Below are 18,641 nucleotides of genomic sequence, written 5' to 3' on the forward strand. Positions count from 1 at the left end.
TTCTGGAAGAGCAATTTGTCGGCGCTCTTTCTGTGACTAGATTTACAGACGTGGCGATTGATCAGCCAGAGAAACCGATAAAACCGGCATGTAATTGAGGTAATGCTGTCCGATATTTGACGGACTTAGTCTGTAAATTTGTAAATATTGTCAAAGCCAATAATTGCAGCTATTTTGTCATGAGTTGTAAAGATTGCTGCTTCTGGTTTGGGAGGACCTGATGAGTGAACGCAAGATATTTGCAGGACCACGCATCAGGCGTATCCGTAACGAGCGTGGCCTGACGCAGACGTCTATGGCGGAAGCGCTTGGCATTTCACCATCCTATCTCAATCTCATTGAGCGCAATCAGCGGCCGCTGACCGTGCAACTTCTTTTGAAGCTCGCCAGCGTTTACAAGCTCGATCTCGACAGCCTTCAGGCAGAAAGCGGCACAACGGTTGCGGGTCTGAAGGAAGTATTTTCCGACCCGCTTCTGACTGGTGAACTGCCGGGCGATCAGGAACTGGTGGAAATTGGCGAGGCAGCGCCCAACGCCGCGAGCGGTATCGTCAAACTCTATCGCGCATATCGTGAGCAGCAGCAGCGTCTTTCAGATTTGTCGCAATTGCTCTCTCATGAGGGCAGCGATGCGCAGCTCTCCGCAACACGTTTGCCGCTTGATGAAGTGCGCGACGTGATGGCACGACGGTCAAATCATTATCCGCGCATCGAAGAGGAGGCGGAAAGCTTTTACGCCTTATTGAAGCCCGATGGTGATCTATCGAGTGCATTGAAAGAATGGCTGCGGCGCGAGCATGGTATTACTGTGCGCACGCTGCCTGTTGCCACTATGCCAAACTGGCGTCGACGTTATGACCGACATTCGCAGCGGTTGTTTATTTCAGAAAGGCTGTCGCCATTCGATCAATTGCAGGAAATTGCGATGGAGGCAGCACTTATCCGTATGCAGGTGATGATCGGTGCGGAAACTGAAGGGTTGAAACTATCGTCCGGGGAGGCGAAGCGCATCGCGCGGTTTGAATTGGCACGCTATGCTGCGCAGGCACTCATGATGCCTTATAGGCAATTTCGCGATGCAGCTGTCCGTGCGCGTTACGATGTCGATGTTTTGCGTTCGCGTTTTGGTGTGTCGTTTCAGCAAGCTGCAAATCGGTTGACGACCTTGCAACGGCAAGGGTCGAACGCGTTGCCATTTTTTCTGCTGGAAATTGACCATGCAGGCAATCGCTTGCGGATGGTTGGCGCTGAAGGCTTTCCGATCCGCTTTGGCGGTCAATGTCCGAAACTGCCAGTCTATGCTGCTTTCGCACAGGCAGGGCAGGTGTTGGTGGAACCGGCAGTCCTGCCAGACGGTTCAGCTTTTCTCACCATAGCCCGAACGCTTGAGGGCCCGCAGGGCGCTTTCAATGAACGTCCCCGGCGCACGGCTGTGCTCCTGGGCTGCTCTCAGGACGCAGGTGAAGAAACCATTTATGGCGCGCGAAATGCTCCGATTACGGAAATAGGCCCGGCCTGTCGTCTTTGTGAGCGTCAAGGTTGTATTACACGCGCTGAGCCACCGTTGACCCGACCGCTTGGTCTTGACGAAATGGTGGCTGGATTGTCTGCCTTTGACTTCCAGTAGAACTGAAATCTCACCGCTTCATTCAATATCTGTAAGCGCTTATATCCAATTTTTGTGTTCGTCTTGTCATCACCCTGTTGACGAATGGCACACAATCTAAAAAGGTATGAAGTTGAAACAGTTTACCCACCCTTGAGCTGTGCCGGGAATGACGGTGCAGAATGGAGCACGCGATGAGGATGAAATCCTTTCTTCTGGCGACAACGATGGTCTCTGGCCTTGTCGCTGCCGCCGTATTTCCCGCAAGCGCGCAGGAGCGGGTGGTCAATATCTATAACTGGTCGGATTATATCGACGACTCGATCCTCAAGGATTTCACCAAAGAAACCGGTATCAAGGTCGTTTACGATGTTTATGATTCCAACGAGATTCTTGAAACCAAGCTTCTCGCAGGCGGCAGCGGCTACGATCTCGTGGTGCCATCAGGTGAATTCCTTGGCCGCCAGATCCCTGCGGGCGTGTTCCTGAAGCTTGATAAGGACAAGCTGCCGAACCTCAAAAATATGTGGGACGAAATCTCTACCCGTGCTGCAACCTACGATCCGGGCAATGAATACTCCATCAACTACATGTGGGGCACGACCGGCATTGGCTACAACAAGGCCAAGATCAAGGAAGCGCTCGGTACGGACACGATCGACTCGTGGGATGTACTCTTTGATCCGGAAAAGTCGGCGAAGCTGAAAGGTTGCGGCATTTATCTTCTGGATTCGGCCAGCGAAATGCTGCGTCCAGCTCTGAATTATCTCGGCCTTGATCCTAATTCGCCATCACCAGACGATCTGGAAAAGGCGCAGGAACTTTATCTGAAAATCCGCCCAAATATCCGTAAGTTCCATTCGTCAGAATATATCAATGCGCTGGCGAACGGCGATATCTGCATGGCGGTTGGTTATTCGGGTGATATTTTCCAGGCGCGTGACCGCGCTGAGAAAGCTAAGCAAGGCGTAGAGATCGGTTATTCGATTCCGAAGGAAGGCGCGCTGATGTGGTTTGACCAGATGGCGATTCCAGCAGATGCAAAGAATGTTCCGGAAGCGCTTGAATTCATGAATTATATCATGCGTCCGGAAGTGGCTGCGAAGGCGTCGAACTTCGTATTCTATGCAAATGGCAACAAGGCGTCGCAGGAATTCATCGACAAGGAAATTCTCGATGATCCGGCAATCTATCCAAGCGCTGATGTTCTGAAGAAGTTGTTTGTGCCAACGCCATACGACACCAAAGTACAGCGCGTTGTTACGCGTGCCTGGACCAAGATCGTCACAGGCCAGTAACAGTCGGATAATATGACGGCTATTATTGTTAGCCGATACGGGCATGCCCGTTACAAATCTGGGAGCGGCTCACTGTTTACGCAGGAGGGCCGCTCTGCTGCATAATTCCTTAAATCCATAAGCGATTTAAGGTGAAATTATGCAGCCTGTGTAAATTCGCAGAGCGTCCTTTATGCGCCGTTGGGCGTACGGTGCTCTACGTCTTCAAAGAGTTTTTAGTGGCAGGCTGCGGTCTGTGGATCGGGTTCCTGATAAGTCGATAGGGGAACGGAATGGAATCTTTTGGCAGCTTTCGCCGCAAATTTGCACCGTGGAATGATCCGGCAGCGAAGCCTTATATTTCGTTTGAGAATGTGACGAAGGTATTCGGCGATTTTACTGCCGTCGATAATCTGTCAGTCAATGTCTTCAATCGCGAATTCTTTGCACTGCTGGGGGCTTCGGGCTGCGGCAAGACAACGCTTATGCGCATGCTTGCAGGCTTTGAAGAGCCAACATCGGGTCGCATTATGCTTGATGGACAGGATATGCGTGGCATTCCCCCTTATAAGCGCCCTGTGAACATGATGTTCCAGTCCTATGCATTGTTTCCGCATATGACCGTTGAAAACAATATCGCTTTCGGTCTCAAACAGGACGGAATGGCGAAATCAGAAATCGACGCGCGCGTTGCTGAAATGCTCAAACTGGTAAAGCTCGAGCAATACGGCAAGCGCAAGCCGCATCAGCTTTCAGGCGGTCAGCGCCAGCGTGTGGCGCTTGCACGTTCCGTTGCCAAACGTCCGAAGGTTCTGCTGCTTGATGAGCCGCTTGGCGCGCTCGACAAGAAGTTGCGCGAAGAAACGCAGTTCGAGTTGATGGATTTGCAGGTCAAGCTTGGCATGACCTTTATGGTTGTCACCCATGATCAGGAAGAAGCCATGACCATGTCCGACCGTATCGCGGTGATGGACAAAGGCCGTATCATGCAGGTTGCAACGCCTGCGGAAGTCTACGAAGCGCCACGCTCAAAGTTTGTGGCTGACTTTATCGGCAATGTGAACATCATTGAAGGTGAGGTCGTGAAAGCTATCAACGGTGAGGCGGAAATCGCTACTGAAAAGTTCGGCTTTCATATTCACACCGAAACCCGCGAACAGCTCAATCCAGGCCAGAAGGTCTGGTATGCTGTACGGCCAGAAAAGACCCGCATCACCCGCGACAAACCAGAGGATGCGTCGGTCAATGCGGTTGAGGGTGAGTTGTGGGACATCGCATATTTTGGCGATATGACCGTTTTCCATGTGCGTCTTGAAAACGGTCGAACCATCAAGGCCGCAAGCCTCAACGCCGTGCGAAAGACTGATAATCCACTTGGCTATGATGATCGGGTCTGGGTCTCATTCGATACCGATGCCGGTCTGGTGCTAACGGCTTAAGGAGGGGACGCGCATGCAAAAGCTCATCGCCTCCATAACCAGTCGCCTTGTGATAGCAGTGCCATATTTTTGGCTGCTGCTTTTCTTTCTGGTTCCGTTTTTCATCGTCTTCAAGATTTCTCTGTCTGAAGTCACGATGGCCATCCCGCCCTATATGCCAGCTTTTGATTGGGCTGGCACTTTTGCGCAAAGCTGGGAAAAAGTTAAACAGCTTTCATTCGATAATTATTTATGGCTGCTTGATGACCCGCTTTATTACAAGGCTTATCTGTCGAGTGTTCGGATTGCTGCCATTTCCACCGTTTTGGCGCTGCTTGTCGGCTATCCGATGGCCTATGGCATTGCGCGCGCACCATCAACGATCCGTCCAACACTCCTGATGTTGGTGATTTTGCCATTCTGGACGTCGTTCCTGATCCGGGTTTATGCGTGGATTGGCATTCTGAAACCAGAAGGCCTGCTCAATCAGTTTTTAATGTGGCTGAACATCATCGATACGCCGCTGACCATTCTCAATACCGATACGGCAGTTTACATTGGTATCGTATATTCCTATTTGCCGTTCATGATTTTGCCGATCTATTCATCTCTGGAAAAGATGGATTATTCGCTGATCGAAGCAGCACAGGATCTTGGCTGTACTGCTATCGCGGCTTTCTGGAAGATTACATTTCCTCTGTCGCTTGCGGGCGTTCTTGCAGGCTGCTTCCTTGTCTTCATTCCTGCGGTTGGTGAGTTTGTTATCCCCGACCTGCTGGGTGGATCTCAGACATTGATGATCGGTAAGACGATCTGGAGTGAGTTCTTCTCCAACCGCGACTGGCCGGTTGCATCGGCAGTCGCTGTCGTTCTTCTGTTGATACTGATCATACCGATTGTGATCTTTCAGCAAGTACAGGCGCGTCAGCAGGAAAAGGGGAAATAGGCCATGAACAATAACTGGTCCCGTTTCAATATCGCCTCAGTCGCATTTGGCTTCGCCTTCCTTTATCTGCCGATTGTTCTGCTGGTCATCTACTCGTTCAATGAATCCCGTCTGGTCACTGTCTGGGCAGGATTTTCGACAAAATGGTATGTTGAGCTTTTCAGAAATCAGGCACTGATGGATGCGGCATGGGTGACAATCCGCGTCGGTCTTCTATCGGCAACCATTGCAACCGTGCTTGGCACACTGGCAGCGCTTGCGCTGACCCGTTACACCCGGTTTCGTGGGCGCATCCTGTTTTCAGGGATGGTTTACGCGCCGCTGGTGATGCCGGATGTGATCACGGGTCTGTCGCTGCTGCTTCTGTTTGTTGCGATGAATTTCGACCGTGGTTTCTGGACGGTTACGCTTGCGCACATCACATTCTCGATGTGTTTTGTGGCCGTTGTCGTGCAATCTCGTCTTGTAAGCTTTGATCATTCCTTGGAAGAAGCCGCACAGGACCTTGGTGCACCACCTGTGACGACGTTTATGAAGATTACTCTGCCGGTGATTTTGCCTGCTGTTGTTTCGGGCTGGATGCTCGCCTTCACGCTGTCGCTCGACGATCTGGTGATTGCAAGCTTCACATCTGGACCGGGCGCAACGACGCTGCCGATGAAAATCTACAGCCAGGTTCGCCTTGGAGTGACACCGGAAATCAATGCGGTTTGTACGATACTCATCGCGCTGGTGACGACGGGTGTTATCATTGCTTCAGTCGTTAACAAACGCCGGGAAGTTCAACGCCGCCGCGATGAGCAAGCCGCATTCAGATTGGGCTAAACCGTTAAAGAACGGGGCGGTTTACTGCCCCGTTGCACTTCCTGTCGTTGATGGGGAGATGAAGGGCCGATCCCATGAGCCGCCTACGAAGAAATGCAATGGTGGCTTGGTGGGCGTCGCTTCGGTCTGTTTTCCGTCTGTGTTCTCCGGCTGCTGCTGTGGTTGGCTGTCAGGGAAGATCACTTCGCCACTGAGTGCCAGACTGCGATCAACGAACGGAACAATACCAGCGAGATTAAGAGTGCCATCGGTGGTTCCGAGGCGAGCATTTTCGAGTGTCGCTACGCCATCCGAGAGGTTGGCCTTAAGATCGAGCCGATTGAAGGCGAGCGAAACATTTTCCTGCCGTTCAAGTGCGAAGAAGCCCTGGCTCTGAGCCTTGGTCAGAAAGTCCTGAACTGAGAAACCCTGCATCTGGCCATTGTTGAGTTGCACAGAAACGTTACCCTGTGCACCGGTCAACAGTGCTGACCAGCGATTGGCGGGGCCTTTCATGAATAGCGAGACATTGCCTTTGCCGTTGACGAATGGCTTGTCAAAACCGAGGGCTGCGAAGAGTTGAGAGCTATCAATGTCTGATGCGTTGAAACGAAGTTCTCCGGTGGCCGTTTTGAGATCGCGAACGATCTGGAGATTGGCTTGCAGGATGCCGTTAAATGCTTTGGCATCACCAATATCAAACATAGCGCGGCCCCCTCTGATCTGCACAGCCGCAGCGACACCCGTCATGGATACAGGGCCGGCGCTAGCCGTTTGTGCCGAAAGGCGCAGATCGAGTTCAGCGCGATCGATAAAGCTCGTATCAATATTGTCTTGCCCGCTTTGATCGCGCTCACTCGGCGAACGAGGCTGATTGTTAGGCAAAGGCACGAAGATGGAAAACAGTCGACGCAGATCAAGCTTATCAAAGGCAAGCGTTCCGGTCACGGCAGGCGTATCTTGTTCAAATCCGATTTCGATGACGCCCTTGGCCGGGCTTTCATCTGTGGTCATTTCGACATTATCGAATTTCAATCGAAGAGGTGTTGAGGTGATCGTTGAATCGAGTGAAAAGACGCCAACTTCAGTGCTGCCTGCAACAGGTGGCAATCCAAGCCAGCGCACCGCACTACTTAAGGAGGGTGTTTTGGCACTCAACGCGCCTTCAAAGAAGCGGTTGCTGGAAATGTTGGCCTTGCCCTCAAAGGTCACATTGACAGGATTGGACGTGAAGCTCGCAGTAACATCGGATGTGCCGCCAGCGAGGAGCGGCAGAGCCTGCGCTGCTGTCAGGTTAAACTGCGTATTTTCTCCGCGCCATAGTGCGCTGCCACGCAGCGTTGCGGCACTGGAGGTGCGCGGCCATTCAAGTGTGGCGTTCAGCTTGGTAATCTGTTGATCTTCTTTCGGCTCCTCTTCGGAATCCGGATGATTGAACGAAATTGTACCGTCACGGATCACAACGCGACCGAAAGGCTGCGAAGCCTGTTGTGCAGCAAGCGTTTTGTCGTTTGCCCCGTTCTGCTGCAATGCACGCTGGGCACGGATCGCTGTGCCAAGACGTCCGTTGGAACTTGCAATGGCATCGAGCAGGCCGGAGAAATTATCGACCGGACCACCAATGTTGAAATGTGGTCGGACAATCTGTGTTTCTGAAAAGGATAAACGACCCATCAATGCATCAAGCGGGGACAGCTCGACCTCGATCCGGCTGGCGCTCATGAATGGCTTGGCACCTTGTTCGGAGAGTTTGCTGAGTGTCACGCCTTCAAGAGACGCACGCAAAACCGGAAATACGCGCAGACGTGGTGCTTCGCGTAGTTCGACACTATAGCCAGTCCATGCGCTGATTTCCTGCGCCACGCGAATGCGGATTGAATCTGTTGAGACGATAAAAGGTATAAGGGCCAGCAGTGTTGCCACGGCTGCCGCGCTAAGAATGATGATCGCAACAATAAGGCGCGTAAATCTGGGCCAGCGCATCAACCATCCTATCAGTGAGACATATTCTGTAATCTAAACCAGCACTGTGGCAAAGCAAAGCCGTCCGCGTTGATTCTGACATATGGTTAAACAATTGTTCCTTGGAAATTAACCCTGATTTTACAGGAGTTTCCAATGTCTAAATTCTGAACCGTAGTTTTAACGACCGATTAACCGGCTATGCGTCATAAAAAGTGCAACACTGAGTAATGATCGAGCCGCCGTCAGGCCCTCATTCGCGATTGCTTTTGTGTCTCTTTGTCTCTGAGATTCTCCAACGCCGGTTCTTACCGGCGTTTTTTTGGTTTGTATGTAAAAAGCCCTCCGAGAGGAGGGCTTAATACTGTTAATCTGCGAGAACACGGGTAGGCGGAAAGACGATTTCCACCACGGTGCCACGACCCGGGGTCGAATCTATCGCAAACTGCGCACGGTTCGCTTCGACCATTGCCTTTGTAAGCGGCAGGCCCAAGCCTGTACCTTCATTGCGCCAGTCTTTTGCGCTTTCCGTCTGTCTGCGCTGCATGGTGTTGACCTGGCGGAAAGGCTTCAAGGCCTGTTCGACTTCAGCCTTTGTCATGCCAACACCTGTATCACGTACACGCATGACGACATCGCCGTTCAACTCATAATTGGTTGAGACGATGACCTGCCCGCCCGTTGCCGTGAAGCGAACGGCATTAGACAGCAAGTTGAGTGCCACCTGCTTTATCGAACGTGCATCGGCGACGATATCGGGCAGGTTTGACTGGAAGCTCGAGCGGATAATGACACGCTCACGGTTAGCCTGAGGCTGCATCAGAGCAATGGCCTCGCCGATCGCATCATTGAGCGAAACCGCTTCAAATTGCATATCGAGTGCGCCAGCTTCGATTTTGGAAATGTCGAGCAAGTCATTGACGAGCGCCAGCACATGATTGCCTGAACGGTTGATGTCACGCAGATAATCGCGATAGCGATCATTGCCTATCGAGCCGAATTTCTCGTCTGCCATCAATTCGGAAAAGCCGATGATCGCATTTAGTGGCGTGCGAATCTCATGGCTAATCCGGGCCAGGAAGTCAGTTTTCTGGTTAGACGCGCGTTCAGCTTCCTTGCGCGCATTTGTCAGTTCTTCTTCAGTCCGCTTCCATTGCGTGATGTCGCGTAGAACAGCGCAGAAACCGCTCGTGTGCGGAAGCTTGCCCATAGTCATGAAGAGGGGAATGAACCCACCTTGAGCTTCACGGCCAATCACTTCTCTGCCGTCATTCAGTACGCTGAGAACACCGTTATCGGATAGGCCGTGCAAGTAGTCCATCGCTGCGCGCTGGCTCTCAATTGCAAACAGCATGGAGAAAAACTTGCCTTCGGTGTCGGTTCGGTCATAACCGAAAAGCGCCGCCGCCGAATGGTTCATTGAACGAATGCGACCTTCCGGATCAATCAACACTACGCCATCTGTTGCGGTGTCGAGAATGATTTTGAGTTCTTCAACCTGCGCTTTAAGCGCCTGCTTTTCAGCATTGTCTTCGCCAGTAATTTCGGCCTTTTCAGGAGCTTTGACTTCAACAGCACTATGAGTAACGGGCATAAGGCTTAACATAAGCGCACGACCATCGCGCCAGCCAATTGCATTCAAATGCGCGTCCACTGGCTCTTCACGGCCGTCTGCCCGACGCAGCACCATGCCTTGAGGACTGCCGCTTTCATCGCTGTCGCTGTTGAACAATGCCTCGACACCACCAGCATTATGAATGTCTTCCAGTGCTTCGTAGCCTGTCAGGTCGAGAAGTGCCTGATTAACATAATGAATTTCGTCACCCGAATGGATGATGACAGGGATAGGCAGGTTGGAGAGCAGTGCCGTTTCATCTGCACGGTGCTTCTGATCTGGCTTTGCAGTTTGTGGCTTATCATCCACCGCTGGCAGATTTTCAGACGCGATTGCAACGGGTGCGGCACGCTCCGCTACTGGCTGCTGCTCAATCTTTTCTACAGGCTTCTCGGGCGGGGTGTCGCCATCCTGACGAGAATTGGCCAGCCCCTGCTTGCGCAGACGATCAGCAATTTCTCGAAACGCATTGCGCTCAGTCGTCGTCAACCCACCTTCAGGGCGTTGTTCTTTGCCTTTGAAGTGTTTTGCCTGATCGGCTTCCACTTTTTCGCGTGCGGCGGCATTGAGAAGCTCAATGACCTTATCGGACTCACGGCGACCCGGGTTAGGTGTCAGTTCAAAGGGCAACGTCGATGCATCGGTGACTTGATGCTCGGCGTCAGGACGATCGTCATTGGCAACTTCTTCAGAAAGCGCCAACACATCGTCATCACCATCTGCGCTCAACATTTCCTGTACAGTGGGCGCGGTATCGCGCTTCTGTGGAATGCCTCCAGCAAGGACAAGACCGATTGTTTCGGGATCTTCTTCTGCATCCTCAGGGCGCACCAGACCAAATCCGCGGAAGCCGATGAATTCACGATCACGCGAATAAACGGGCAGGGCGGCAAGCTCTACGGGCACTCGGAGGCTTGTGCCTTCCACGGGCCAGAGTAACTTTTTACCAGACCATGTATCTCGCTTTTCCAGAAGCGAGCCTATGCTGCCATCTGTATCAAAGCCAAATACATTGGCTACTTCGGCAAAGCGTCTGCCAATCACATCAGCAGCATTGGGACCGATGATGATGCCAAGTTCCGGCGAGACTTCTGTAAATGTTCCAGCTGCGTCCGTCTTCCAGATAAAACGGGCGGGAGGCCCGTTGCGATCAAAGACAAAGCTTTTCGGCTTGGTGCTCGTCGCCGAAATATCATCGTGATTTACGACGGCTTCGCCTAATGGTGCAGATACTGTTTCCGCATTATCTGGCTTTGCAGGTGTAATGACTGCTTCTCCAGCAATGCAGATAAGATGTAAGGCCGGATTATCAGTAAGCCGTGCAACTGCACCCGGAACGGAGCTCTTGCCTGCACGAATGCGGCGTTTGACGACCCGGTCGCTGGCGTCGCCTGCTTCAACGATGAGGTCTTCAAGCGTTGACGCAGAAATATCGAGTGTCGCAAAGCGAGGGCTTGAAGCGATCACCTTAGCGTCAGCGTCGATCAGCGCCACATGTGTCGCGTTATCTCCGAGACCAAAAATGATATCTCCGACGGTAGCGTTCGGTTTCTCTACCGCGAGCAACAGGGCATTGATCCCGTCAGGCATCGTCAGGTGAGAAACTTGAAGGCGAGTAAGTTCAGAACGCATGCCAGAGCCAAGACGGACAGCAACGATGCGCGGGGCGATATTTGCTTCGCCGCTTGAACCCATGATTTGACGGCGGGTAGCAATTGGCAGATCGAGTTCGTCTCCGATGACGTCTTCAATACGTTCAAAACCAAATAGCCTGGCTCCGGGACCGTTGATCCATAAAACTGTCGACAGGTCGCGCGTCAGCACGAGCTGCGCATCGCCCTTGGCAAAACCTTCGCGGATATGATCCTGCGCGGCAATGTCAATGAAGGGGTATGATCCTGACATACCTGTCCTTTACCTGTTCTTCCGATCACCTGAAGTGCTTTTAACGACCTGTTAATAAGCTTCTTGCGGGTTCGGGTCCATATTCCCATTCGATATGGACCTCATTTTCTGTTCCATTAGTTAATGCGGGTGCGGCAATTTTATGTGTTGGTGCATTATCCAGCTTTGTGCACAGGCATGCATAAAACATGGTAATCAAAACCCATCGAATTTTAACGAATGGGCTGCTTTGGCTCACAAACGTGGATTTCTTCAAAAAAGATCATTGTAATCACTTGCAATGTGGATCGATTCTCCGTATGTGACCCCCTGTCGACGGACACCATATGCGAGTTCGTTGAGAATTAGGTACGCGGTCGTAGCTCAGTTGGTTAGAGCGCAGGATTGTGGCTCCTGAGGTCGGTGGTTCGAATCCACCCGTCCGTACCATTTCTCCCCTTATTACATTGTAATTGTTGTATAAAATAAGATCGTAAGTGATATCTCTTACGTGCCCTCGGATTGTTGCGCCACATTCTGCGCCACGCGTGCGTTCGATCAAGTGTTTGATCTCGAATTTACAATATTACGAATGGAGTTCCTGCCGGAAATCTCATATCCCGAAAGACCAATTCCATTTTTCCCCGAGTTGCATATATCTATCGGCACAGTTGTTAGGGGAGCAGGATGGATGATGGGGCCGTTGGTGAAAATTGATATGAAGTTGAAAGTCGCTGTGTTTTTGTTGTCTGTGGCACCAGTCTGGACGATGCCTGCGAAGGCTGAAACACTATCCAAGGAAAAAGAAATCCTTTGGATACAGGAAAATCAACAGCTGCTTCTCGAAGGTTTGAAAGACCCTGCCAGCGCCGAGTTCAGTGATGAATATGTATCCTATAAATCTGGCTCTCCGGTCGTATGTGGGAAAGTGAAATCGAAGGACAGCTTTGGCGGCTATACCGGCAGCAAACGCTATATGGGAGCCGGTAAAAGCATAGGTGCTTTCACTGAAGACGACACCGACGAATTCGCGGATGTTTGGAAATCCGCCTGTTCTTAAGATATTGAAACAGCAAAGATTTATGGATATTTCTGCTGATGCCTGTTGCGTTTGGAACCAATCCGGCCACCGATCATTGGTCTAACGGGTATGGAGATAAACAGGAGGTGTTGATCCATGAAACAGGTCAGTCCGCGTGAAGCACGGCAGGGCCGAGAGGGCAAACCGGTTCTGATTATCTTGCTGGTGAGTCTTGCCGCCGCAGTCGTAGTTTGGTTTCTGGTCGAAGTTTTCGGTAATGTCATTGCACCTGACGTCCCTTCGAACAGCGAAGGCTCGGTGCCACCGGCAGCAACAGAATCTGTTCCACCAGCATCTGCCCAGTAGTGCGCTCTAACAATATGGTGCTGGAAAGCTTTTAAACCAGCTAAGCTGGAACAAAAGCAGCTTATCTCCGTTGACGAAAATGGAGCAATTCTGGGCCGAATTCACGCATGATAATCTCATAAGTCTGCCAGTCGTTCTGGCGCGTATGCTGCTGGCAACGCTGCTTGGCGCCATTATCGGGCTTGAACGCGAATGGCGACAGCGGCCTGCGGGTTTGAAGACCCATATGATGGTCTGTTTGGCTTCGGCAACGTTCACTATCGTCTCACTTGAACTGGTGAATGTCCCTGTTTTTGATGATCAAAACATCCGAATGGACCCATCGCGTCTGGTTGAGGCGATCACAAGCGGCGTCGCATTTCTCGCTGCGGGTTTCATCATTTTCGCCAAAGGCAAGATTACCGGCATAACTACTGGTGCAGGTATGTGGCTCGCAGCGGCCATCGGATTGGCAAGTGGCCTGGGGCTTTGGCATATTGCCATCATGGCGACAGTTATTGCTGTCGCCATGCTGATCCTTGTTGGCAAACTGGAGCAAAAAGTTGCTTCCGACAACAGTGAGCCGGGTTGATTGGTTCGCTGATAGGATTCAGCTCAAATCGGCGCGAGGGCCTGCTCGATAGTGTCCTTCAGTGCGAGCCGTTGCTTGCGCAGGATTGTTTCTTCTTCCTGGCTGATGGGTTCGATTTTGGTTTCCGCACGATGGATACGGTCGTTAACTGCATCATACTCTTCAAGGATACGGGCAAAGCGTGGGTCGGCAGCCTTCAATGCATGAATAGCTACTAATTTTCCTGGAAATTCCTCGCCCAGAGTGTGTGGTGTATTGGACATGATGTTCTCCTTCATCTGATGAAGTTCAGCTTGTCAGCTGTCCGTCCGAGTCTCATTGATCCCGATCAATAGGGATAAATATCAGCATTTGTATTTCATGTATCGTGAGCATCTCACTGCGGATCAAATCCTGCGAGGCTTCTGAATTTTCCGAAAATACTACGCTGCCAAAAAAGTCTAATGCGGACTTGTATATAGCCGAATAAGCGTCTGACTTAGCTTGACGCGTATTATGCCAGATTGTAATACAGTTACGACGGTTCCCCGACCGAGAGCGAAGGGGATTAATAGGGAACACGGTGAGGACGACCCAAAAGGGACCAAAACCGTGGCTGCCCCCGCAACTGTAAGCGAATTGCCGTTCATCCTTGTGACGCCAAAAGCGTCATGTCACTGAGCCCGCTTCAGAAGGCTCGGGAAGGCAGGTGAACAGCGAATATTCGTGAGCCAGGAGACCTGCCGTCTAACGTAGTCCATTGTCACGGGCGGGGATGCCCGGAGCAGGAGTTGGTTATGACAGCTTTTCACGTCGCAAGACGTCGCTTCCCATTGTCATTCATATCCCCGGATATGTCAGGCTACTTCACGCGCCGGATCGCTTCCGCCGTTTGATGCGGCTTTTTCTCATGTCATTTCGGGGATTTAAATGAAACTTTCAGGCCAAGTGCCTTTTGGCGCGCTTTTAGGTGCCGTCACTCTTTTTGCAACTGGTTTTGCTGTACAGGCAGCCGAAACGCAGTACCCGCTCACGCTTAAAAACTGCGGTCGTGATGTTATCTTCAAACATGTGCCGGAGCGGGCAGTTGCCGTCGGGCAGAGCAGCACCGAAATCCTCTACAGTCTCGGCCTTGGCGACAAGGTTGTGGGTACGGCGGTATGGTTCGGACCTGTCCTCAAAGGCTTTGAGGATGTGAACGCCAAGGTAAAGCGTCTGGCTGATAATGATCCGAGTTTCGAGAGTGTGCTGGCGCAAAAGCCCGACATCGTTACAGCAGATTTCCAGTGGCATGTTGGTCCGATGGGTATTGTCGCCAAGCCGGAACAATTCGAAGAACTGGGTATTTCTGCCTACACTTCACCCTCTGACTGCGTTGGCAAGGATAATTCCGGCGGCGGTGATGGTGTTCGCACGGCGCCATTCACGATGAATATCGTCTATCAGGAAATCGGCGAACTGGCTCAGATATTCAATGTGCAGGATCGCGGTGAAAAATTGATCGCTGACTTAAAGGCACGTGAAGACGCGGCTCGTAAGAAAATAGGTTCAGCTGATGGCAAGCTCTCTGCGGTTGCATGGTTCTCCAGCACACAGGTAGACGCCGATCCTTACGTGGCGGGCAAGTTCGGTGCTCCTGCTTATATTCTTTCTGCGCTAGGCATTGCGAATGTGATTAAGAGCGAAGAGGAATGGCCAGCCGTGGGCTGGGAAACAATCGCCAAGTCCGGCCCATCGATGATCGTTGCAGCCAAGCTGGATCGCCGCCGTTATCCTGCCGACGATATTGCCGTCAAACATCAGTTCCTCGATACCGATCCGGTGACGAAGCTGATGCCTGCTGTTAAAGGCGGATATGTGTTCGATATCGATGCCCAGTCGATGAGTACATCACTGAGAGTTATCGAAGGCATTGAAGCGCTGGCCGCCGATATTGCCGGGTCGGACCTGAACAAGTGACGTCAAGGGCAGCCACAGCGGGTATTTCGTTGCAAAGTAAGATGAGCGCCCGAGTGCTCCTGGGAGTGCTTGCGCTCGTCTTGCTCTGCGTGGCCTTATGGCTGGGTGCTGCCATTGGCGAAACTGCCATACCTCTGGACGTGGTGGCGAAAACCATTGCCAACCGCGTCTGGAATGCTGGTTATCCACTTGCGCCAATTGATGAAGGTATTGTGTGGAGCTATCGCTTAAGCCGGGCGGTCGTCGCAGCTTGTTGTGGCGCGGCGCTGGCCTTGTCGGGTGTGGTACTGCAATCGCTTCTCCGTAATTCGCTGGCTGATCCCTATATTCTGGGTATTTCTGCTGGTGCATCTACAGGGGCGGTCGGCGTTGCAATCCTTGGGATTGGTGCTGGAGTGCTGTCACTGTCAGTGGGAGCGTTTATTGGTGCGATTGTCGCCTTCGTTCTGGTTTCCCTGCTCGCTTTGCGGGCAGGGCGCGGCAACAGTGCGATCATTCTTGCAGGTATTGCTGGTTCACAGCTTTTCAATGCGCTGACATCCCTCATTGTGACGAAAGCGGCAAATGCTGAGCAGGCGCGCGGCATTATGTTCTGGCTACTGGGCAATCTTTCAGGTGTCCGCTGGCCAGATGTTGCGCTTGCGCTACCAGCCTGCATGGTGGGGCTCGTGATATGCCTCTGGCATTCTCGTGCATTAGACGCTTTCACCTTTGGTTCGGAATCTGCCGCTTCACTCGGTATCCCGGTTCGGCGGGTTTATGCTGTTCTGATTGGTGTGAGTGCCATGATGACAGCTGTGATGGTATCGATTGTTGGCTCCATCGGCTTTATTGGTCTGGTCATTCCACATGCGGCTCGCATGTTGGTCGGCGTTCGTCATGGCAGGTTGTTGCCTGCGGCAGCACTCATCGGCGCAATCTTCATGATATTGGCTGACATTGTGTCTCGTATCATCATTCCCGGTCAGGTTTTGCCTATCGGAGTCATAACAGCCTTGGTTGGTGCACCTGCCTTTGCGTTGTTGCTTGGACAGAGGAGGGCGCAATCATGATGCTTTCGACGACCAATATTTCCTGGTCTGCAGGAGGTGTTGAAATTCTGCGGGATGTTTCGCTCGATGTGAAAGAGGGAGAATTCCTCGGTATTATTGGCCCCAACGGTTCGGGAAAAACGAGTTTTCTGTCTCTGCTGTCCGGCGTGCGGCGATGCCGCTCCGGCGAAGTGAAGCTTTGCGGAACTCCTATACAGAAGTTTAATAGGCGTGAGATCGCGCGCAAGCTGGCACTGGTTGAACAACAGGCAGGAACGACAGAGCGTATCACCGCAAGGCAGGCGGTGGAACTTGGGCGTACGCCATATCTCGGTGCTTTGTCTCCATGGACCGAGCTGGACGATGCCATCGTTGAACGCGCTTTGACCAATGTCGATATGGCACATCTCGCAGATCGGTACTGGCACACGCTCTCAGGCGGTGAACGTCAACGTGTCCACATTGCCCGTGCTTTGGCACAGGATCCACAGATACTGCTTCTGGATGAGCCGACCAATCATCTCGATATTGGTCATCAAATCGGCCTGCTTGATCTCGTTAAGCGTCAGCAGTTGACCGTAGTTGCAGCTTTGCATGATCTGAACCACGCGGCCATGTTCTGCGACCGCATTGCGATCATGAACAAAGGTCGAATCGTAGCACTGGGGTCTCCACGCGAGGTGTTGCGTGCAGACAGCATAAGCAGTGTTTTCGGTGTCGAGGTTGATGTGGAATATGACGAGATAGATGGATGTCATATCCGTTATCGCCCACCAGGTCATTCGGTGCTGGCGTTCAAGAAGACTGCATAAATGTATAGAAATTTCTCATAGGTTTTAAAAATTCTCTTAGAATAAGAACAAGTTAAATTTACATGAAATAAAGAAGTTACTAAAATACATTATGATATTTTCTGCTAAGTTAGTGAAAGTTATCACTTTTTGTTAAGTTTATCACAGTGTTGTGAGCTATTTTGTTGACAAACTGTTTCCATTTCATTGACAGTTTGTTTATATCGCCGTCTGTCGCATTTGGAAAAGTGCTCTTCGATTGTGAAAGGTCGAGGTCGCGTCACCGAAGTGATCGATGCAATCATATTGCGATTGTGTCGTTATTTTCGGTTCCGGGTGTGTGAACCTAAATCGGTTTCCATGAACGATTTTGTGGAGGGATGATGATGGTTCAGATTTGAATAAGGTATAGATGTTGGCATGCCTGTCCTGCGGGGGCAGAACCAAAAGCGGGCATGTGGCTAATATAATTTTTCATATGAATTAATGTGAGCTTTATTTAACGGCGATCATCCTTTTCGGATGGTCGCCGTACTTTATTCAAGGGTGCTGTGCGCCTGTGACTGTCAGATAGACCGCATAGAGTGATTTTGTAGCAGTGATGAAGAGGCGATTGCGACGAGGGCCGCCAAAGGTCACATTGGCCACCGTTTGCGGTATCTTGATCTTGCCGAGAAGCTCGCCCTGCGGTGAGAAACAATGCACACCATCACCAGCACTGGTCCACAGATTGCCATCAGTATCAAAACGGAAACCATCTGGCAGTCCGCTATCGATGGTACAAAAAATCTTGCCGCCTGTCACATTCCTGCCGCCATCAATGACATCGAACACGCGGATATGGCGCGGCGCACTTTCATCATGGCTATAAGCGCTATCGGCAACGAAAAGCTTTGTTTCATCGGGCGAAAAAGCGAGGCCGTTTGGCTGGTGAAAGTCGGTAATGACAGCCTCAAGCTCGCCGGTGCTCGGGTCGAGGCGATAAACGTTGCGGGTCGGTTGTTCAGGCTCGGCCTTATAGCCTTCGTAATCTGCCATGATGCCGTAGGTTGGATCGGTGAACCAGATCGAACCGTCTGAACGCACGATAACATCGTTAGGTGCGTTCAGCTTCTTGCCCTGATAGCTATCGGCCAAAACAGTGATGCTGCCATCTACTTCCGTGCGGGTAACGCGGCGACCACCGTGTTCGCAGGTAACAAGTCGCCCCTCGCGGTCGCGTGTATTACCATTTGCGAAATTGGATGGTTGCCGAAAAACAGATACTCCGCCTTCCGGGACCCAGCGCAAGATACGCTCGTTGGGAATGTCGCTCCACAACAGACAGTTATGATCGCTGAACCAAACCGGCCCTTCCGCCCAGCGACAGCTCGTATAAAGTTCATCGAGATCGGCGCTTGCCACGATCATC

The 18,641-nt window shown here is 51.7% G+C and carries 15 protein-coding genes, 1 tRNA gene and 1 riboswitch; of the genes, 12 read left to right on the forward strand and 4 right to left on the reverse strand.

What is annotated here, in order from left to right; all coding sequences use genetic code 11:
- Window positions 1-220: 220 nt before the first annotated feature.
- From CEV32_RS03230 to CEV32_RS03250, 5 genes are all read left to right on the forward strand, one after another.
- Window positions 221-1,627 carry a helix-turn-helix domain-containing protein gene (locus tag CEV32_RS03230; protein WP_094574103.1) on the forward strand — a complete coding sequence of 469 codons (1,407 nt, stop codon included), beginning with the start codon at window positions 221-223 and terminating at the stop codon, window positions 1,625-1,627.
- Between the two features lie 173 nt (window positions 1,628-1,800).
- Complete coding sequence (locus tag CEV32_RS03235; protein ID WP_094574105.1) at window positions 1,801-2,904, forward strand: polyamine ABC transporter substrate-binding protein; 1,104 nt, start codon at window positions 1,801-1,803, stop codon at window positions 2,902-2,904.
- A 272-nt stretch (window positions 2,905-3,176) separates the two neighbouring features.
- Window positions 3,177-4,322 carry an ABC transporter ATP-binding protein gene (locus CEV32_RS03240; protein WP_094574108.1) on the forward strand — a complete coding sequence of 382 codons (1,146 nt, stop codon included), beginning with the start codon at window positions 3,177-3,179 and terminating at the stop codon, window positions 4,320-4,322.
- A 13-nt stretch (window positions 4,323-4,335) separates the two neighbouring features.
- Window positions 4,336-5,247, forward strand: a complete 912-nt coding sequence (locus CEV32_RS03245; RefSeq protein WP_094574110.1) for an ABC transporter permease subunit — start codon at window positions 4,336-4,338, stop codon at window positions 5,245-5,247.
- 3 nt (window positions 5,248-5,250) lie between these two features.
- Complete coding sequence (locus tag CEV32_RS03250; protein ID WP_094574112.1) at window positions 5,251-6,072, forward strand: ABC transporter permease; 822 nt, start codon at window positions 5,251-5,253, stop codon at window positions 6,070-6,072.
- A 21-nt stretch (window positions 6,073-6,093) separates the two neighbouring features.
- On the opposite strand, the gene CEV32_RS03255 is transcribed toward CEV32_RS03250, so the two are convergent.
- Both CEV32_RS03255 and pdhS read right to left on the reverse strand, forming a co-directional pair.
- Window positions 6,094-8,034, reverse strand: coding sequence for an AsmA family protein (locus CEV32_RS03255; protein ID WP_094574114.1), 1,941 nt, complete (start codon window positions 8,032-8,034; stop codon window positions 6,094-6,096).
- 346 nt (window positions 8,035-8,380) lie between these two features.
- The gene (pdhS, locus tag CEV32_RS03260; protein WP_094574116.1) at window positions 8,381-11,533 is read right to left on the reverse strand and encodes a cell-division control histidine kinase PdhS; all 3,153 of its coding nucleotides are present in this window, start codon (window positions 11,531-11,533) and stop codon (window positions 8,381-8,383) included.
- A 352-nt stretch (window positions 11,534-11,885) separates the two neighbouring features.
- Between pdhS and CEV32_RS03265 the strand changes: the two genes are divergently transcribed.
- The 4 genes from CEV32_RS03265 (at window position 11,886) to CEV32_RS03280 (ending at window position 13,470) form a co-directional block, all read left to right on the forward strand.
- Window positions 11,886-11,962: transfer RNA gene (locus CEV32_RS03265), tRNA-His, on the forward strand.
- 112 nt (window positions 11,963-12,074) lie between these two features.
- Window positions 12,075-12,572 (forward strand): hypothetical protein, encoded by a 498-nt coding sequence (locus tag CEV32_RS03270; protein ID WP_143128783.1) that lies wholly within the window; start codon window positions 12,075-12,077, stop codon window positions 12,570-12,572.
- A 117-nt stretch (window positions 12,573-12,689) separates the two neighbouring features.
- Entirely contained in the window at window positions 12,690-12,899 is a 210-nt protein-coding gene (locus CEV32_RS03275; RefSeq protein WP_094574121.1) for a hypothetical protein, read from the forward strand.
- Window positions 12,900-12,978: 79 nt separating this feature from the next.
- Window positions 12,979-13,470, forward strand: a complete 492-nt coding sequence (locus CEV32_RS03280; protein ID WP_094574123.1) for an MgtC/SapB family protein — start codon at window positions 12,979-12,981, stop codon at window positions 13,468-13,470.
- Between the two features lie 23 nt (window positions 13,471-13,493).
- Here the strand turns inward: CEV32_RS03280 and CEV32_RS03285 are convergent, their stop codons facing one another.
- Window positions 13,494-13,733 (reverse strand): YdcH family protein, encoded by a 240-nt coding sequence (locus CEV32_RS03285; RefSeq protein ID WP_094574126.1) that lies wholly within the window; start codon window positions 13,731-13,733, stop codon window positions 13,494-13,496.
- A 240-nt stretch (window positions 13,734-13,973) separates the two neighbouring features.
- Window positions 13,974-14,211: riboswitch (cobalamin riboswitch) on the forward strand.
- A 168-nt stretch (window positions 14,212-14,379) separates the two neighbouring features.
- Between CEV32_RS03285 and CEV32_RS03290 the strand changes: the two genes are divergently transcribed.
- From CEV32_RS03290 to CEV32_RS03300, 3 genes are read left to right on the forward strand one after another with little or no spacing between them, the layout of a single operon-like run.
- Window positions 14,380-15,408, forward strand: coding sequence for an ABC transporter substrate-binding protein (locus tag CEV32_RS03290; protein ID WP_094574128.1), 1,029 nt, complete (start codon window positions 14,380-14,382; stop codon window positions 15,406-15,408).
- Window positions 15,405-16,460: a FecCD family ABC transporter permease gene (locus CEV32_RS03295; RefSeq protein ID WP_094574130.1), complete on the forward strand. Its 1,056-nt coding sequence runs from the start codon at window positions 15,405-15,407 to the stop codon at window positions 16,458-16,460. The genes CEV32_RS03290 and CEV32_RS03295 overlap by 4 nt, the downstream gene beginning before the upstream one ends.
- Entirely contained in the window at window positions 16,457-17,251 is a 795-nt protein-coding gene (locus CEV32_RS03300; RefSeq protein ID WP_094574132.1) for an ABC transporter ATP-binding protein, read from the forward strand. The genes CEV32_RS03295 and CEV32_RS03300 overlap by 4 nt, the downstream gene beginning before the upstream one ends.
- Before the next feature lie 519 nt (window positions 17,252-17,770).
- Here the strand turns inward: CEV32_RS03300 and CEV32_RS03305 are convergent.
- Window positions 17,771-18,640: an SMP-30/gluconolactonase/LRE family protein gene (locus tag CEV32_RS03305; RefSeq protein ID WP_094574471.1), complete on the reverse strand. Its 870-nt coding sequence runs from the start codon at window positions 18,638-18,640 to the stop codon at window positions 17,771-17,773.
- Window position 18,641: the final 1 nt, after the last annotated feature.

Source organism: Brucella rhizosphaerae (assembly GCF_002252475.1).
GTDB classification, from domain to species: Bacteria; Pseudomonadota; Alphaproteobacteria; order Rhizobiales; family Rhizobiaceae; genus Brucella; species Brucella rhizosphaerae.